The sequence below is a fragment of the uncultured Polaribacter sp. genome (assembly GCF_947501385.1).
Taxonomy (GTDB): Bacteria; Bacteroidota; Bacteroidia; order Flavobacteriales; family Flavobacteriaceae; genus Polaribacter.
The window spans coordinates 79989-97200 of the sequence record NZ_CANMVP010000017.1; the positions used below are offsets into that span (position 1 = coordinate 79989).

15 protein-coding genes are annotated in these 17212 nt (G+C 31.1%); 9 read left to right on the plus strand and 6 right to left on the minus strand.

Going from position 1 to position 17212, the window contains the following annotated elements; all coding sequences use genetic code 11:
• The first annotated feature begins 79 nt into the window (after positions 1–79).
• Positions 80–514, plus strand: coding sequence for a DUF6146 family protein (locus Q0998_RS12185; protein ID WP_299670248.1), 435 nt, complete (start codon positions 80–82; stop codon positions 512–514).
• A gap of 176 nt (positions 515–690) precedes the next feature.
• Here the strand turns inward: Q0998_RS12185 and Q0998_RS12190 are convergent, their stop codons facing one another.
• Positions 691–1179: a dihydrofolate reductase gene (locus Q0998_RS12190; RefSeq protein ID WP_299670249.1), complete on the minus strand. Its 489-nt coding sequence runs from the start codon at positions 1177–1179 to the stop codon at positions 691–693.
• Between the two features lie 299 nt (positions 1180–1478).
• Here Q0998_RS12190 and Q0998_RS12195 point away from each other — a divergent pair, with 299 nt between their 5' ends.
• Entirely contained in the window at positions 1479–1775 is a 297-nt protein-coding gene (locus Q0998_RS12195) for an isoamylase early set domain-containing protein (protein ID WP_299670250.1), read from the plus strand.
• A gap of 67 nt (positions 1776–1842) precedes the next feature.
• Here the strand turns inward: Q0998_RS12195 and Q0998_RS12200 are convergent, their stop codons facing one another.
• From Q0998_RS12200 to Q0998_RS12220, 5 genes are all read right to left on the minus strand, one after another.
• Positions 1843–2667: a thymidylate synthase gene (locus Q0998_RS12200; RefSeq protein WP_299670251.1), complete on the minus strand. Its 825-nt coding sequence runs from the start codon at positions 2665–2667 to the stop codon at positions 1843–1845.
• A 202-nt stretch (positions 2668–2869) separates the two neighbouring features.
• Positions 2870–4627, minus strand: a complete 1758-nt coding sequence (locus Q0998_RS12205) for a nucleoside transporter C-terminal domain-containing protein (RefSeq protein ID WP_299670252.1) — start codon at positions 4625–4627, stop codon at positions 2870–2872.
• A 13-nt stretch (positions 4628–4640) separates the two neighbouring features.
• On the minus strand, positions 4641–5255 hold the full coding sequence (locus Q0998_RS12210; RefSeq protein ID WP_299670253.1) for a bifunctional nuclease family protein: 615 nt from the start codon (positions 5253–5255) through the stop codon (positions 4641–4643).
• Between the two features lie 378 nt (positions 5256–5633).
• Positions 5634–6590: an electron transfer flavoprotein subunit alpha/FixB family protein gene (locus Q0998_RS12215; protein WP_299670254.1), complete on the minus strand. Its 957-nt coding sequence runs from the start codon at positions 6588–6590 to the stop codon at positions 5634–5636.
• Positions 6591–6728: 138 nt separating this feature from the next.
• Complete coding sequence (locus Q0998_RS12220; RefSeq protein WP_299670255.1) at positions 6729–7475, minus strand: electron transfer flavoprotein subunit beta/FixA family protein; 747 nt, start codon at positions 7473–7475, stop codon at positions 6729–6731.
• A gap of 193 nt (positions 7476–7668) precedes the next feature.
• On the opposite strand from Q0998_RS12220, the gene Q0998_RS12225 reads away from it, so the two are divergent.
• From Q0998_RS12225 to Q0998_RS12255, 7 genes are all read left to right on the plus strand, one after another.
• On the plus strand, positions 7669–8670 hold the full coding sequence (locus Q0998_RS12225; protein ID WP_299670256.1) for an acyltransferase family protein: 1002 nt from the start codon (positions 7669–7671) through the stop codon (positions 8668–8670).
• Positions 8657–10180 (plus strand): phosphoethanolamine transferase, encoded by a 1524-nt coding sequence (locus tag Q0998_RS12230; RefSeq protein ID WP_299670257.1) that lies wholly within the window; start codon positions 8657–8659, stop codon positions 10178–10180. The genes Q0998_RS12225 and Q0998_RS12230 overlap by 14 nt, the downstream gene beginning before the upstream one ends.
• A 63-nt stretch (positions 10181–10243) precedes the next feature.
• Positions 10244–11770 (plus strand): phosphoethanolamine transferase, encoded by a 1527-nt coding sequence (locus Q0998_RS12235; RefSeq protein ID WP_299670258.1) that lies wholly within the window; start codon positions 10244–10246, stop codon positions 11768–11770.
• A gap of 92 nt (positions 11771–11862) precedes the next feature.
• A complete protein-coding gene (locus Q0998_RS12240) occupies positions 11863–12840 on the plus strand; it encodes a pyruvate dehydrogenase complex E1 component subunit beta (RefSeq protein WP_299670259.1) in 978 nt (325 codons plus the stop codon).
• 176 nt (positions 12841–13016) lie between these two features.
• Positions 13017–13544: an inorganic diphosphatase gene (locus tag Q0998_RS12245; RefSeq protein WP_299670260.1), complete on the plus strand. Its 528-nt coding sequence runs from the start codon at positions 13017–13019 to the stop codon at positions 13542–13544.
• A 119-nt stretch (positions 13545–13663) separates the two neighbouring features.
• Entirely contained in the window at positions 13664–16105 is a 2442-nt protein-coding gene (locus Q0998_RS12250) for a sodium-translocating pyrophosphatase (RefSeq protein ID WP_299670261.1), read from the plus strand.
• Between the two features lie 87 nt (positions 16106–16192).
• Entirely contained in the window at positions 16193–17197 is a 1005-nt protein-coding gene (locus Q0998_RS12255; RefSeq protein ID WP_299670262.1) for an App1 family protein, read from the plus strand.
• The last annotated feature ends 15 nt before the right edge of the window (positions 17198–17212 follow it).

The following is a 17212-nucleotide window of genomic DNA, read 5'->3' on the forward strand; positions in this document are numbered from 1 at the left end:
AAAATAATGTTAAAAGAATTAAAAACCTATCTATTTTGGAATAATTTTTGCAACTTTACTCATATCAAATTACTTGATTATGAAACATTTAAAAATACTATTTTTTACAGTAACTGTTGGTGTACTTCTTTGGTCTTGTGGTGCTTCACCTATTAAAAATGATCGTACAGAAAAAGAAGCACCTGTAGTTATTGCAAATGACAGTCTAGAATATGAAATTATAATCATTGATATTGGTTTTACGGCATACTTAGCGAGTATTGCACAACCAGAAGGTTTTTATAGCCAAAGTTATATGGAAGCAAGGAATAATGCTTGGGTGATTTCCTGGAATCAAAGAGCACAAAATCCTATGAATTTTAATCCAAATATTTATGAAAATATCATAGACTACCAACCAAATATCGATTATGGTTACGAAGTAAACTACAAGCTTTTCAACTACTTTCTTTTTGCACAAAGAAAATATCGAATGAGTTTAGGGGGTGGTTTTAGAACAGGACGGATTAATTAAATAATTACTTATCTAACTATCCTTAAGTTCAAATTATAAAACTGATTCTATTTTAATGAAAAATGTCAAACCGAAGTTATTTAATTAGATTCCCGTTCCTGCTTGCCGTAGGCAAGTTCACGGGAATGACAATTTCAACGGAAACTTGAGGCCAAACCTCAAGAAACTCTTTTCAATTAAATTTTCTGATAAGAAACGAAGCTATAATCATAATCATTTTTTTCATCAGCTATAAAATCTTCTCTTTTTACTTCTTTCCAAATGCTAGCATTTATTTCTGGAAAATACACATCCGCATCAAATTCTTTATGAACTAAAGTAATATCTAATTGATCTGCAATCCCTTTTTCCATTGTTTCTCTATAGATTTGAGCACCGCCAATAATAAAAATCTGCTGCTGCTCTTTTGCTAGGTCAATGGCATCTTCTAAACTATTTGCTATCAAACAACCGTCTTTAAAATAGTTTTTATTTCTGGTAATAATTATTGTGGTTCTGTTTGGTAAAGCTCTTCCTATAGATTCGAAAGTATTTCTGCCCATTAAGATATAATGACCTGTGGTTACTTGTTTAAATCGTTTTAAATCTGCTGGCAAATGCCAAATCAAATCGTTGTTTTTTCCTAAAGCATTATTTTCTGCAATGGCAGCAATTACTGTAATCATAAATTAGCTCAATTTTCAACAAAAATAAGAGAAATGACGCCCAATTTGGACTTTTTATGTCTTTTTCATTAGAATACATAAAATACGAAACCGATTTCGAAGTAAAAATACTGAAAATCAAGCAAAAGCAAACTTTCTAATTTTAAACAAATTGTAATTTATACGGAGATAATTTCATAATTAACCCTATTAATGTAGTTCAAAATACCAAAGTGATAATTCTTTACCAATACTCTAAAATATTGCTTATTATATATTTCTTCTTTTTATTTTTACCTTGAATTTTGAATGAAAAAATTATGGCAATTAAAAAACAATTTTTAAAAAGCAAACCCATATGTAAAGTAACTTTTACGGTTCTTGCTAAAGAGGCTCATCAGATATCTGTTGTAGGATCTTTTAACGAATGGAATGCTGCGTCTACTCCATTGAAAAAATTAAAAAACGGCACCTTTAAAGGAACTGTTGATTTAGAAACTAATAATTCTTACGAATTTAAATATCTAATTGACGGAGCCTATGTGAACGAAGAGCAAGCAGACGGTTATGTTTGGAGTGATTTTGCTGGCGCAGAGAACAGCGTACTAAAATTATAAAGAAACACTTAAGTATAAACGCTAAGAGCTTCCAAATCATTGAAAGCTCTTGTTATCTATACAGTTTTTATACGGCAACTTTTCCTTTTATATGAGGATGAGGATTGTAATCTAATAATTCAAAGTCTTCAAAAGTAAAATCTTCGATATTTTTAATAGAAGTATTCAATTTCATCTTTGGCAAAGGTCTAATATTTCTAGACAATTGCAGTTCTAATTGGGCTACATGATTGTTATAAATATGCGCATCGCCAAAAGTGTGAATAAATTCTCCTGCTTCATAGCCACAAACTTGTGCAATCATCATTGTAAATAATGCATAACTGGCAATATTAAAAGGAACTCCTAAAAAGATATCTGCACTTCTTTGGTACAATTGACAAGATAATTTTCCATCTGAAACATAAAACTGAAAAAAGGCGTGGCAAGGTGGTAATGCCGCTTTCCCTTTAGAAACATTTTCTGAAAAACTTTTTGAAGTATCTGGTAAAACCGAGGGATTCCAAGCAGAAACCAACATTCTTCTTGAATTAGGATTACTTTTTAAGGTTGAAATTACTTCTTTCAATTGATCTACTTCATCACTGTTCCAATTACGCCATTGATGCCCATAAACGGGTCCTAAATCTCCTTTCTCGTCTGCCCAAGAATTCCAAATTTTTACACCATTTTCTTGTAAGTATGTAATATTTGTATCTCCTTTTATAAACCAAAGCAGTTCATAAATAATAGATTTTAAATGCAACTTCTTTGTGGTTACCATTGGGAACCCTTCACTCAAATCAAAACGCATTTGGTATCCAAAAACACTTTTTGTTCCTGTTCCTGTTCTATCTCCTTTTTCGTTTCCGTTTTCTAAAACGTGTTTTACTAAATCGTGGTATTGTTTCATATAAGCCCATCTTCCGTCTTCCCAAAGGGAAGAAACTATATCTATTAATTAAGTGTAAATTTAAAGAATGAAACTGCGTATTTATAAACCAACTAAAAAATTTATTAATAGTTTATTAACTATCTTAAAATTCTTTTTTTGACAAAAATATGATTCACTAATTTTTCCCTTTGGGGAAATATCTGAAAGACAATGGGGCTCTTTACCCTATTATCATTCCTGCAATAGTTGCAGACATCAAAGAAGCAATGGTTCCTCCAATTAAGGCTTTCATCCCAAATTCTGATAAGGTTTTACGCTGACCTGGAGCCAGAGAACCAATACCACCAATTTGAATTCCTATGGAAGCAAAGTTCGCAAAACCACACAACATATACGTCGCCATAATAACAGATTTATTGTATGTTAAGTGGGTTGCATTTGCTACATTTTTTAATTCCGCTAGTTGTATATAACCTATAAATTCACTGGCTGCTAATTTAATTCCTAACAATTGTCCCATTAAAGTCATATCTGCAGTTGGCACACCAATTAACCACATTAAGGGCGCAAAAATATAGCCTAAAACAAATTCTAAAGAAAGCTTATCATAAGCTGTATTTGCTGCAATTAGATCATTTAAAGAGCTAATATCTCCTATAAAACCCAAACCGCCATTTATCATCGCAATAACGGCAACAAAAACCAGTAACATGGCACCTACATTTACTGCCAAACGCAAACCCTCTGTAGTTCCGTTTGCAATAGCGTCTAAAATATTAGAACCAATTTTTTCTTGAGAAACTGTTACATCTGTATTTACTTCTTCTGTTTGTGGATACAAGATCTTAGAAATTACAATGGCACCAGGAGCTGCCATTACAGAAGCTGCCAATAAATGTTTTGCAAAAACCAATTCTAATTCTTTGTCTCCGCCTCCTAAAAAGCCAATGTAAGCAGCTAAAACGGCACCAGCTACGGTGGCCATTCCACCAATCATAACTAGTAGCATTTCAGATTTATTCATCTTTTCTAAATATGCTTTAATTAATAAAGGTGCTTCTGTTTGCCCTAAGAAAATATTTCCCGCTACAGACAAACTCTCCATCCCTGAAATACCTAAGAACTTAGACAAACCAATTGCCAATATTTTTACAATCCATTGAATTATGCCTAAATAAAACAGTAAGGATGTTAATGCTGAGAAGAAAATAATAGTGGGTAAAACTTGGAAGGCAAAAATGTACCCAAAGGTATCCATATCTGCTATTAAACCATCGAATAAGAATTTACTTCCGGCTTTTGTGTATTCTAAAATTTCAATAAAAAGCTTTCCTACTAATTCAAATGCTTTTTGAATAATTGCTATTTTTAAAACACCCACTGCTATTACTAATTGAAGCCCTAAACCAATTGCTACTTTTTTCCAATCTATTGCTTTTTTGTTTGCACTAAATAAAAAGGCAATAACAATTAGCACAAACATTCCTAAAATTCCTCTCCAAAAACTTGTAAAGGTAAAACTCTGACTAGCAATTATTTCTTCATTTTCTTGTGTAGAAACTATTTCTTCTTTTACTTCAACAATCGCAATATTCTCCTTCGGTGCTGTGTCTGCTAATACTGTTGTCGCATATTCTGGTGAAGAAAACTTATAGGCTATATCTCCTTCAGACAACTCTAAATTTGTATTGTCAAATGAAATAATGTTGTAATATCTTACAGTATCTTTTGGAGCTGTAAAATTAAAAATTAAAAGATTGTTCTGACGGATATAACGACCAGATGCTTTTGTGTTTTCTGCTGAAATGGTATAATGAAACTTCCCATCTTTTAAAGAAAAAGTATCGCCCTCTGTAATATCAATAGCTGTTTTACTATTCGATTTTTGCACAGCGTTAAATACCCAATCTTGTTCTAAATCTTGCCCAAAAAAAGTTACAGAAATAAAACAAAATGCAATTAAAAATAAATTTTTCATAAATAAGTATATTTTAAGAGCGTTTGCTTATTTCGTCTCTAATTTTTGCAGCTAGTTCATAGTTTTCATTAGAGACTGCTTTTTCTAATTCGTCATTAAGCTCTGAAATAGACAATTTTGAATATGAAGAATCTTCACCAACTTCTAATAAGTTATCTGTATCTAAAGAAATTTCTTGCATTTCTTCAGGATCATTTAACCCCAATTCATCTTCAATTTTAAGAAAAACACCCGCTTTGTCTAGAATGTTTTCATAAGTGTATATGGGTGCTTGAAAACGAACCGCAATGGCAATGGCATCTGAAGTTCTGGTATCTATGGTTTCTTCGACCCCATCTCTTTCGCAAATTAAGCTAGAAAAGAAAACACCATCTACCAATTTATGAATGATCACTTCTTTAATTTCTATTGAAAAACGATCTGAAAGTGTTTTAAACAAATCGTGCGTTAAAGGTCTTGGAGGTCTAATTTCTTTTTCTAAAGCGATGGCGATAGATTGCGCTTCAAAGGCACCTATAATTATTGGCAATGTTCTGCTTCCTTCCATTTCGCTTAAGACTAATGCATAAGCACCACTTTGTGTTTGGCTGTAAGAAATTCCTTTTATAGTTAGTTTTATTAAACTCATATATCTTTCTGCAAAAATAAAAATAGCTTTTATAGATTCGATAAAGCTAAATTTCGAGGGCACAATTTACTAAAAATTATATGGTGAAAACGGTTATTTTTTCTGAATTTACTTTTTTCGGTGAACGAAAGCCCACGTGAAGGATTAAAGTCTTTCAACCACGCTAAAAGACAAGTGAATGTTTGAGCTCTTTTTATTTGCTTTTTCTAAGCAAATAAAAAAGTGAGTGCCTTTCGACTTCGCTCAAGATAAACTCAAAGCCTGATAAAATTATTTATAGATGCTGTCTTTTGCAAATAATAAAACCTATCAAAATATGAATGTTGATAGGTTTCTTAGAATTCTATGTTAAAATAATTTAGGCAAGCCCGAAAAATACTAAGCCGCCTTAAAGGCTTTTAATTTTTCTATTAATTTAGGAACCACCTCAAAAGCATCTCCTACAACTCCGTAATCTGCCGCTTTAAAAAATGGCGCTTCTGGATCTGTGTTGATGACAACTTTTACTTTAGAAGCATTAATTCCTGCTAAATGCTGAATGGCGCCAGAAATTCCGATAGCGATGTATAAATTAGAAGCTACTGGTTTTCCCGTCTGTCCCACATGCTCTGCGTGAGGACGCCAACCTAAATCTGACACGGGTTTAGAACAAGCTGTTGCCGCGTTTAAAACGTCTGCCAATTCTTCTATCATTCCCCAATTTTCTGGTCCTTTTAAACCTCTACCTGCAGAAACTACTGTATCTGCATCTGCAATGGTTACTTTTCCTGTAACTCTTTCTATACTTTCTGACTTTACACCAGAATCTGCAATTTGCGCATCAAAACTTTCTGATGTTCCTGCAACTGGGTTTTCATGAATTCCGAAAGAATTCTTAGCCAAACCTATTACTTTATGCTCTGTAGAAATTACAGTATTTGAAAAAGCTTTGTTAGAAAATGCTTTTCTTTTTACAGTAAATGGAGCTGTATTTGTTGGCGCAGCTATTGTATTTGAAGCATAACCAGCTTCTAAACTTACTGCAACTAAGGGTGCTACATACAAACCATCTATACTTGAATCTACAACAACTACGGTTGCATTTTCCTTTTTTGCAGCTTGTTCTATAACAGATGCGTATTCTTTTGCGTTAAAAGTTGATAAGCTATCGTTTGTAACTGTTAGTACTTTTTCTGCGCCATAAGTATATAGTTCTGAAGCATCTGTTGCATTTATTGTAAGCGCTACCACATTTGTTCCTAACTGTTCCGCTACTTTTTTTCCGTAAGAAACTACTTCAAAAGAAGTTTTCTTAAATTTTCCGTCTGTTGCATCGGCAAAAACTAAAACTGACATAATGTATATTGTTTAATTGTGTAACTGTGAAATTGTTTTATTGAAAAACTCAACTACACTTATTTATAATTATTTATAATTATTTAAATAGGCTTTTGATACTGAAACGAGTTCAACATCATTTAATTTTTATAAAAATTAAATAACTTTTGCTTCGTTGTGTAACAAGTTAATCAACTCGTCTAAATTATCTGCATCTACTAATTTAACAGCTCCTTTTGGTGCTGGTTTTTCAAAAGACTCAATGGATGTTGTTGGGTTCGCACCTAAGGCTTCTATAACTTGTAACGGTTTTTTACGCGCCATCATAATTCCTCTCATATTAGGAATACGTAAATCTTTTTCTTCTACAATTCCTTTCTGACCTCCCACTACCAAAGGTAGACTTGTAGATAATGTTTCATTACCTCCGTCTATTTCTCTTTTGGCAGTTACGTTTGTTCCGTCAACTTCCATCTCAACACAACCATTCACAAAATTAAAACCTACTAGTGAAGCTAGCATTCCTGGTACCATTTGACCATTATAGTCTGCAGATTCTTTTCCTGCTAAAACCAAATCATAACTTCCGTTTTTTACAACTTCTGCCAATTCTTTCGCTACTAAAAAGCCATCTGTTGCAGCTACATTTATTCGAATAGCATCGTCTGCACCAATTGCCAACGCTTTTCTAAGTGTTGGTTCTGTTTCTGCTCCACCTACATTTACAACTGTTACAGAAGCACCTTGCTTTTCTTTAAACCACATTGCTCTGGTTAAGCAAAATTCATCATAAGGATTGATTACAAACTGCACTCCATTTTTATCAAACTCAGCATCATTATTTGTAAAATTAATTTTTGAAGTGGTATCAGGAACATGACTAATACAAACTAATATTTTCATAAATTCTAATTTTATCGTGTTTTCTTGGTTACGAAATTACGTCTTTTTTTTAAATTTACTATGCATGCATAGTAAATTTTTATTTTATTTAACAGTTTTAGAAATCGATTGTGGTTTTGCTTACGCATTTCTTTTATATTTAAATGAGTATTTTTACGATAATAAAACTATCGAAATCAGTAATTAAATTCTGTTGAAAAATAAACCTTTAGATAATAAAAGAATAAGCTGGATAGATCAAGTTAAAGGCTTCGGGATTATCTTAGTGGTTTATGGTCATAACTTTCCTGCAATTGAAAATTATATATATAGCTTCCATATGCCGCTGTTTTTTATGCTTGCGGGTATGTTTCACCCTAAAAAAACTGGATTCAATATTATAAGAAAAAGAGCAAAACAAATTTTAGTTCCGTATTTCTTATGGAGTCTTTTGCTTTTTATCTTTTGGTATTTTATTGGTCGTAAGTTTGGTGAGTCTAGTTTATTAGATTTATCACCAGTAAAGAATTTTATTGGAATATTTTTCTCTCAAGGAGATACAGAATATATGAATTGGGGAATTCCTATGTGGTTTTTACCCTGTTTATTCCTTACATTTTTAATATTTTATTTTTTGCTAAAATTTAGAAACACTTTGATAAAAATCGTAGTATTATTAATTAGTATTTTAATAGGTTTTATGTTGCCAAAGTATTTTAATACATGTTTTTTTTGGAGTTTTGATGTTTCTTTAGTTGCACTTTCTTTTTATGCATTGGGATTTTATGGTAAAAAAAAACTTCTTCAAAAAAATCATCAGAAAGAATATTTGATACTATTTTTAGTATTTATATTTCATCTAATTTTATCATTTTTAGCCTTTCAAAAAGTTGATATGTATCGATCTATATATGGTAATGAATTCTTTTTTTTATTGAATTCTTTTTGTGGTATTTTATTTTGGATTTTACTCTTTAAAAAGTTTAATAGATTTTCTTTTTTATCATTTCTAGGAAGAAATACGATTCCGATTTTAGCATTACAAATAAGGTCTATTACCTTTATTAAAGCGGTGTTATTTTTTTTAATAGGCATTGAAATATTTGACTTTAATGAATTTGAAAAAATAGTTTTAGTCCTATTTCAATTAATAATAATGTATCCTATAATCTTACTTGTTAATAAATATGCTCCTATTTTCAATGGAAAGAATTAAATTTTTTAAGGCAGAAATAAAATTTCATTTGCTTCTAAGTATCTTATTTGCAATTTTTATTAGTTTTGCATCATATGTACACATACCTCTTGATGATTCAAAGTCACTTTTTATATACGCCATACATTTTTTAATTCTGCAATTTTCTGTTTTTGGTTTTTTATATATTTTAAGCATATCAAAAAGAATTTTTCTGGTCATTTTTCCTATTATATTTTTTGTGCTATCAGCAATTTCTTTTTGGGTTTATACACAAGACATCTCCATTAATTCTGGAATGATACAAGCAATTTTAGAGTCTAACATCGATATTGCTATAGATGTTGTCAGTTTACAGTTTGTTATTTTTTTATTTTTTAATTTGTTGTGCATTATTTTTATTATTCAAAAACATAGAAAATTAAAAATAAATACTTTAAAATCTCCACTATTTATTTTATCAATTATTGCCATTGCTGTGTATTTTTTAGCAGATCGTTACCGCTTTGGAATTTTAACTAGAAAACTACCGTATAGTGCATTTATTGGAGTCAAAGACTATTTAGAAAAACCTAATTTGAAACTAAGAGAAGTACCTAAGAATATAAGTACAAAAAAAGACAGTTTACATATTGTTTTTGTGCTTGGAGAATCTGTAAGAGCAGATCATTTATCTATAAATGGATACAGAAGAAATACAACTCCACTTCTTAAGAAACAGAATAATGTTTTAAGTTTTAAGAATATATATACACCTTTAACATACACAGCCATAAGTGTCCCACAAATTTTATCAGATAAATCTATTTTAGATCATAGAAAAAATGAGGTTTATAGTCTATATAGTATTTTAAAAAAAACTGGTTTCTATACTGAATGGATTGGAAACCAATCTTTGGAAAAAAGCTATGAAGGTCTTGTAAAAACAAATGAGAAAATTTTAATAGTAGATAAATTTCATTCTGTTTTGAGTTTTAAAAAAGAAAAAGATTTAGTTTTATTAGATACATTTAAATTACAAAATTTTTCTACTAAAAATAAAATATCGACACTTCATATGATAGGAAGTCATTGGTATTACAACAGTCGTTTTGATGATCGTTTTAAAATATTTAATCCAATGGTGACTAGCAAATATGTAGGTTCAGCATCAAAAGAAGAACTAATAAATTCTTATGACAATACAATACTTTATTTAGACTTCTTTCTTAACAAATTAATTAATAAATTAAAAAAATCACAACAAGAAACAATACTCATATATTTATCTGATCATGGCGAAACTTTAGGAGAGGAAGGGCAATGGTTTCATGCCCAAAGAAATAAAGCGTCAGAAAATCCAGCAATGCTTGTATGGTATTCAGAAAAGTTCAAAAAGAAAAACCCCATTAGTATAAAAAACTTACTTTCTAGACAACATGATACTCTTTCGACAGATTTTTTGTTTCACAGTATTTTGGATGTTTCAAAAATTAAAGATTTTAACTATAAAATTGAAAAAAGTATTTTTTCTCAAAAAAAGAATAATTAAACCGTCTAACATTTAAAAAATATTTAAGCTGAATTATTTTTGAAAAAACAAGAAAAAACACAAATGAAAATCTTTAAAACATACAAACACGAAATTCGATTTCACTTACTTATTAATTTGTGTATCGCTGTTTTTATAAGTATTGCTTCTTATATTCACATTCCGCTTGGCACTGCAAAGGCTTACTTTATTTACGTTGGTCATTTTTTTATATTACAATTCACTTTTTTTGGCTTTATTTATTTTTTGAGTCTTTTCAAAAGAGCTTTTTCGATTTTATTTCCAATCTTCTTTGTGCTATTTTCTGGTTTTTCTTTTTGGGAATATTCGCAAAATATTTCTGTAAACACAGGCTTAATTCAAGCTATTTTAGAAACCAAACCAGACATTGCTGTAGATATTATGAATGTTCCTTTTATAACCTACTTATTAGCATCATTGCTCACTGCTATTTTCTGTATTAAAAAATTTCATACTTTAGAAAACAATACTTTAAAATCTCCTTTAAGTATTTTAGCAGTTATAGCAATAGGATGTTTTTTTGTCATTGAAAACAAACGTTCTGATACTTTAAAAAGAAGAATTCCATACAGTGTGGTTTTTGGTTTTCAAAAATATTTACAAAAACCAAATCTACGGTTAAAAGAGGTAAAGGAAAATGTTATTTCTAATGAAAATGGTTTAGAAATAATTTTAGTATTGGGAGAATCTCTTAGAGCAGATCACTTATATTTAAATGGTTACCATAGAAATACAACTCCATTACTATCTCAGCAGAAAAATTTAATCAGTTTTAAAAACCTCTATACACCTTTGACTTATACGTCAACTAGTGTTCCACAATTATTAACAGACAAATCTATTTCAGATACAAATGAAAAGGCATTAACAAGCTTATATAGTATCTTAAAAAAAGCTAATTTTCATACAAAATGGGTAGGAAATCAATCTTTAGAAAAAAGCTATAAGAGCATTGTGAACACAAACGATTCTGTTATTATTATTGATAAATTTCATTCTGCCTTCAGCTTTAAAAAAGAAAAAGACATCTCATTATTAAAGCATTACCAGCCTAACAAACCATTTATAAAAAATTCAATAACAACCTTTCATATGATTGGGAGTCATTGGTATTACAACAGTAGATATGGTGATGCATTTAAAAAATATACTCCAATAGTAGCAAGTAAACATCTTGGTTCTTCTTCAACAGCACAACTTATAAACTCTTACGATAATACCATTGTTTATTTTGACTTCTTTTTAAATAGTCTTATCAATAACATAAAGAAAGAAAATAAAAATACGCTTTTAATTTATGTTTCAGACCACGGAGAAACTTTAGGTGAAGAAGGTAAATGGTTTCATGGTATAGCTCATAAAACATCACAAAACCCTGCAATGCTCATCTGGTATTCAGATCATTTTGGTATAAAAAATGAGTTAAAGATAAAGCGTTTACAAGCAATAGAGAATGATTCTATCTCAAGTAATTTCTTGTTTCATTCTATTTTAGATATTGCAAAAATTGAAGGTTTTAAATACCAAACCAAAGAAAGTATTTTTAGTAGAAGTGCAGAAATTGAATAAAAAACAACCCCTATTTATTTCTATTTTTAGCATTTTTTTTATTCATAATTTCCTTACTTTTGCTAATCGAAATTAATAACAATCAATAGTAGATGAAAACAGTTCAATTCAGAGAGGCAATTTGCGAAGCAATGAGTGAAGAAATGCGCAGAGATGAAAGCATTTATTTAATGGGAGAAGAAGTTGCCGAGTATAATGGTGCTTACAAAGCCAGTAAGGGAATGTTAGATGAGTTTGGTGAAAGAAGAGTGATTGACACTCCTATTGCTGAACTTGGTTTTGCTGGTATAGCAATTGGTTCTGCCATGAATGGGAACAGACCTATTGTAGAGTACATGACCTTTAACTTCTCTTTGGTAGGAATTGATCAAATTATTAATAACGCAGCAAAAATTAGACAAATGTCTGGTGGCCAATTTAACTGTCCAATTGTTTTTAGAGGCCCCACAGCTTCTGCTGGTCAATTAGGTGCAACACACTCGCAAGCTTTTGAGAATTGGTTTGCAAATACACCTGGTTTAAAAGTAATTGTACCTTCGAATCCTTATGACGCAAAAGGGCTATTAAAGGCAGCAATTAGAGATGATGATCCTGTTATTTTTATGGAATCTGAACAAATGTATGGTGATAAGATGGAAATTCCTGAAGGAGAATATATCATTCCTATTGGCGTTGCAGACATCAAAAGAGAAGGAACAGATGTAACCGTTGTTTCTTTCGGAAAAATAATAAAAGAAGCTTATAAAGCTGCAGATGAGTTGGCTAAAGAAGGAATTTCAATTGAAATTATAGATTTAAGAACAGTACGTCCTATGGATCACGCTGCGATTTTAACTTCCGTAAAGAAAACCAACAGATTGGTAGTTTTAGAAGAAGCTTGGCCTTTTGCAAGTGTTGCTTCAGAAATTACTTACAGAATACAAGAGGAAGCATTTGATTATTTAGATGCGCCAATTAAGAGAATTACAACGGCAGACACTCCTGCACCTTACTCGCCAGTTTTATTTGAAAAATGGATTCCTAATTCTAAGGATGTTGTAAAAGCAGTAAAAGAAGTAATGTATTTATAAAAAATTTTATCAACTTAAAAAAATCCCCTCTTCATTTATTGAAAAGGGGATTTTTAGTATCTTATAGTTTCAAATTTTTTCGAAAAGCATTGCGTAAATACCCTTCCTTTTTTATTGAAAACCTTCATAAAATTCCTATTTTTGCACTAAAATAAATAGAAAAATAAAGAAGACTTATGAGTCCTAAAGAAAAGAAAACTTTCGACGTTTTAATAGAGATCCCAAAAGGGAGTAGAAATAAGTATGAATATGATTTTGATTTGCATAAAATTCGTTTCGATAGAATGTTATTCTCTTCTATGATGTATCCTGCAGATTACGGTTTTGTTCCAGAAACACTTGCTTTAGATGATGATCCATTAGATGTTTTAGTTTTAGGACACGAACCCACTTTTCCTATGTGTGTTATTGAAGTAAAACCCATTGGTGTTTTTCATATGACAGACGAAAAAGGACCCGATGAAAAAATTATTTGTGTCCCTATTTCAGATCCCATATGGAACAATAAAAATGATATTTCTGATTTAAATCCGCATAGACTAAAAGAAATTGAACATTTTTTTCAAGTGTATAAAGATCTAGAAAAGAAAAAAGTAGATGTTGGTGGCTGGGGAGACGCAAAAGAAGCATTAAATATTTATGTTGATTGTGTTGAGAGATACGAAAAAAGCGACTACAAAAAGACTGATAATTTCAAAATATAAAAATTAAACTACCTATAAATTACAAACCTCTTAAAATTAAATTTTTAAGAGGTTTTTTATTTCACATTGATTTTCTTACTTTTACGCCCGTTTTAAACTAATCAAATTAAAAATAATATATGGAGTCAATGATGATTTATATGCCAATTGTAGCAGCCTTAATAGGTTTAGCTTATATGTGGATAAAAAGGTCTTGGGTGTTAAAACAAGACGCAGGCGATGGTAAAATGGCAGAAATTTCTAGCCACATTTATGAAGGAGCTCTAGCATTTTTAAAAGCCGAATATAAATTACTAGCCATATTTGTTGTTGTATCTAGTATTTTATTGGCAATTGTTTCTCAAGTTGTAGCATCTACAAGTATCTTAATTGTGGTTGCTTTTATTTTTGGAGCTATTTTTTCTGCTTTAGCAGGAAATATGGGAATGAAAATTGCAACTAAAACCAATGTAAGAACAACACAAGCTGCTAAAACTAGTTTACCACAAGCCTTAAAAGTATCTTTTGGAGGTGGAACTGTAATGGGATTAGGTGTTGCTGGTTTAGCTGTGCTAGGTTTAACCATCTTTTTTATTATTTTCTTTTCGATTTTTATGCCAGACGGTTGGACAAACACAACGGATATGACTAAAATATTAGAAACGCTTGCAGGTTTTTCTTTAGGAGCAGAGTCCATTGCTTTATTTGCACGTGTTGGTGGTGGTATTTATACCAAAGCGGCAGATGTAGGAGCAGATTTAGTTGGTAAAGTAGAAGCGGGTATCCCAGAAGATGATCCACGTAATCCTGCTACAATTGCAGATAATGTTGGAGATAATGTTGGAGATGTTGCTGGAATGGGCGCCGATTTATTTGGTTCGTATGTGGCAACAGTTTTAGCAGCAATGGTTTTAGGAAACTATATTATAGACGTAAACAATATTGATATATTTAAAGGTTTTGGTAAAATAGGTCCAATCTTATTACCAATGTCTATTGCTGGGGTTGGAATTATTATTTCTATGTTAGGAACAATGCTAGTTAGTATTAAATCTAACGATGCTAAAGAATCTCAAGTAATGGGAGCTTTGAACAAAGGAAACTGGTTTTCTATTGCTTTAGTTGCAATTACTTGTTACTTTTTATGTACTTGGATGTTGCCAGAAACTATGCAAATGAATTTCTTTGAATCTGATGGTAATGTGTTAAAAGAGATCTCTTCATTAAGAGTGTTTTGTGCAGCTTTAGTTGGTTTAGTAGTAGGTGCAGTCATTTCTTCGGTAACAGAATATTATACAGGTTTAGGTAAAAAACCAATTTTAAACATTGTACAAAAATCAGCTACAGGAGCAGGAACTAATATTATTGCTGGTTTAGCTACCGGGATGATTTCTACTTTTCCAACGGTAATTTTATTTGCTGCTGCGATCTGGTCTTCTTATGCGTTCGCAGGATTTTATGGTGTTGCAATGGCAGCATCAGCAATGATGGCAACAACAGCAATGCAATTAGCAATTGACGCTTTTGGACCAATTGCAGATAATGCAGGTGGAATTGCAGAAATGAGTGAACAAGAACCAATCGTAAGAGAACGTACAGATATATTAGATTCTGTTGGTAATACAACTGCGGCAACAGGTAAAGGATTTGCAATTGCTTCTGCAGCATTAACTTCATTAGCACTTTTTGCTGCGTATGTAACCTTTACAGGAATTGACGGAATTAATATTTTTAAAGCTCCCGTTTTAGCCATGTTATTTGTGGGTGGAATGGTACCCGTTGTATTCTCTGCTTTGGCGATGAATGCTGTTGGTAAAGCTGCTATGGAAATGGTGTACGAGGTGAGACGCCAGTTTAAAGAAATTCCTGGAATTATGGAAGGAACAGGAAAACCAGAATACGATAAATGTGTAGCAATTTCTACGGAAGCATCCTTAAAAGAAATGATGTTGCCAGGGGTATTAACTATCGGTTTCCCATTAATAATTGCTTTTGTTCCTATGTTATTTGGAATGGACAATTTAATGATTGCTGAAATGTTAGGTGGTTATATGGCTGGTGTAACAGTAAGTGGTGTTTTATGGGCAATTTTCCAAAATAATGCAGGTGGAGCTTGGGACAACGCTAAAAAATCTTTTGAAGCAGGTGTTATGATTAATGGTGAAATGACGCACAAAGGTTCTGATGCGCATGAAGCTGCAATCACAGGAGATACAGTTGGTGATCCTTTTAAAGATACTTCTGGACCTTCCATGAACATCTTAATTAAGTTAACATGTTTAATTGGATTGGTAATTGCACCTATTTTAGGAGGTCATTCTGCTGAAACGAATCAGGCTGAAAATACAGAAACGGAAGTAAGAATTGACATCAAACAAACTACTGGAGATGTAGCAATGGCTACTATTGTGACTTCTACAATGCTAAACGGAGAAGTAATTTCAACAAATGTTGAAAAATTTGAAGGAACCATTGCTGAAATTGAAAAACAAGCAAATAAATCTGGAAAGGTAGTTTCTGTAAATGTTGGTAAAGATAAAACTACTAATAAAGTAAAAGTGATTGCTGAAAGTAAACAATAATTATTTTTAACTTTTATATCTTATTAAAAAAGCTGCAATATTTTGTAGCTTTTTTTTTGTTTTTTTGTATCTTGAAAATAAAAAAATATGCCTTTTTTCAAGAAAGATTCTTTACAAATTATTGTATTCCAAAGCTATGGAACAAACAATCATTTTTACACCAGAGGAAGAGCTTTAGAAGATGAAAATATCAATTTAGAACGTAAAAATATTTTAGGCTTACTTATAAATTCTTGGAAACGTTTTGAGAGTGATGAAATTAAAAATACGGCATTAACAATTACCCTTCCAAACAACTTCAAAATAGAAACTGTTACTGACAATGATGGATATTTTATTGTTGATGAAAAGATTGAAAACTTACATACCTTAACAAATAGTGAAGGTTGGCTAAATTTTGAAATCTCTTTCTCCAATGCGAATGTATCTAGAAAAATTAACAATGGGAATAGATTCCCAGGAGAGCTCTTAATTCCTTCAGAAAATTCAGATTTTGGAATTATAAGTGATATTGATGACACCATTCTTCATACGGGAGTTATTTCTAAATTAAAATGGAGAGTTTTATTAAATACATTTTTTGTGTCACCTTTTAAAAGGAAAGCTTTAGTAGGTTCTTCAGATTTTTATAGTTTATTGCATTTAGGAAAATCAGGAAAAAATGCAAATCCGCTTTATTATGTTAGCCATAGTCCTTGGAATTTATATAGATACTTAGAATTATTCCTAAAAGAAAATAAGTTTCCTAAAGGAGCTATTTTGTTGAGAAGCTTTAATACTATTTTGAAGAAAAAATCGCTTGATGAAAAACCTCAAAAACAAAAAGAAATTATTAATATCTTAAAAACCTATCAAGACCTATCTTTTATATTAATTGGAGATGCAGGAGAATATGATGCAGATATTTATATGGAAATTACTAAAAAGTATCCAAATAGAATCAAAGCAATCTATTTAAGAAGTGTGCTACATTCTAAAAAGATGGAAAGAATTGAAACGTTGATAAAAGATTATTCTGATACAAAATTTTTAATCGTAAACGCTAGTAAAGAGGCAATCGCGCATGCGAAAGAAAACGGATTTATCGCGTAAAAAAAACTGTTTGCA

Excerpts from the sequence above, each read along its gene's own strand:
- Q0998_RS12185 (WP_299670248.1), top strand. The coding sequence starts at position 80 with ATGAAACATTTAAAAATACTATTTTTTACAGTAACTGTTGGTGTACTT.
- Q0998_RS12190 (WP_299670249.1), bottom strand. The coding sequence starts at position 1,179 with ATGATTACAGTAATTGCTGCCATTGCAGAAAATAATGCTTTAGGAAAA.
- Q0998_RS12195 (WP_299670250.1), top strand. The coding sequence starts at position 1,479 with ATGGCAATTAAAAAACAATTTTTAAAAAGCAAACCCATATGTAAAGTA.
- Q0998_RS12200 (WP_299670251.1), bottom strand. The coding sequence starts at position 2,667 with ATGAAACAATACCACGATTTAGTAAAACACGTTTTAGAAAACGGAAAC.
- Q0998_RS12205 (WP_299670252.1), bottom strand. The coding sequence starts at position 4,627 with ATGAAAAATTTATTTTTAATTGCATTTTGTTTTATTTCTGTAACTTTT.
- Q0998_RS12210 (WP_299670253.1), bottom strand. The coding sequence starts at position 5,255 with ATGAGTTTAATAAAACTAACTATAAAAGGAATTTCTTACAGCCAAACA.
- Q0998_RS12215 (WP_299670254.1), bottom strand. The coding sequence starts at position 6,590 with ATGTCAGTTTTAGTTTTTGCCGATGCAACAGACGGAAAATTTAAGAAA.
- Q0998_RS12220 (WP_299670255.1), bottom strand. The coding sequence starts at position 7,475 with ATGAAAATATTAGTTTGTATTAGTCATGTTCCTGATACCACTTCAAAA.
- Q0998_RS12230 (WP_299670257.1), top strand. The coding sequence starts at position 8,657 with ATGGAAAGAATTAAATTTTTTAAGGCAGAAATAAAATTTCATTTGCTT.
- Q0998_RS12235 (WP_299670258.1), top strand. The coding sequence starts at position 10,244 with ATGAAAATCTTTAAAACATACAAACACGAAATTCGATTTCACTTACTT.
- Q0998_RS12240 (WP_299670259.1), top strand. The coding sequence starts at position 11,863 with ATGAAAACAGTTCAATTCAGAGAGGCAATTTGCGAAGCAATGAGTGAA.
- Q0998_RS12245 (WP_299670260.1), top strand. The coding sequence starts at position 13,017 with ATGAGTCCTAAAGAAAAGAAAACTTTCGACGTTTTAATAGAGATCCCA.
- Q0998_RS12250 (WP_299670261.1), top strand. The coding sequence starts at position 13,664 with ATGGAGTCAATGATGATTTATATGCCAATTGTAGCAGCCTTAATAGGT.
- Q0998_RS12255 (WP_299670262.1), top strand. The coding sequence starts at position 16,193 with ATGCCTTTTTTCAAGAAAGATTCTTTACAAATTATTGTATTCCAAAGC.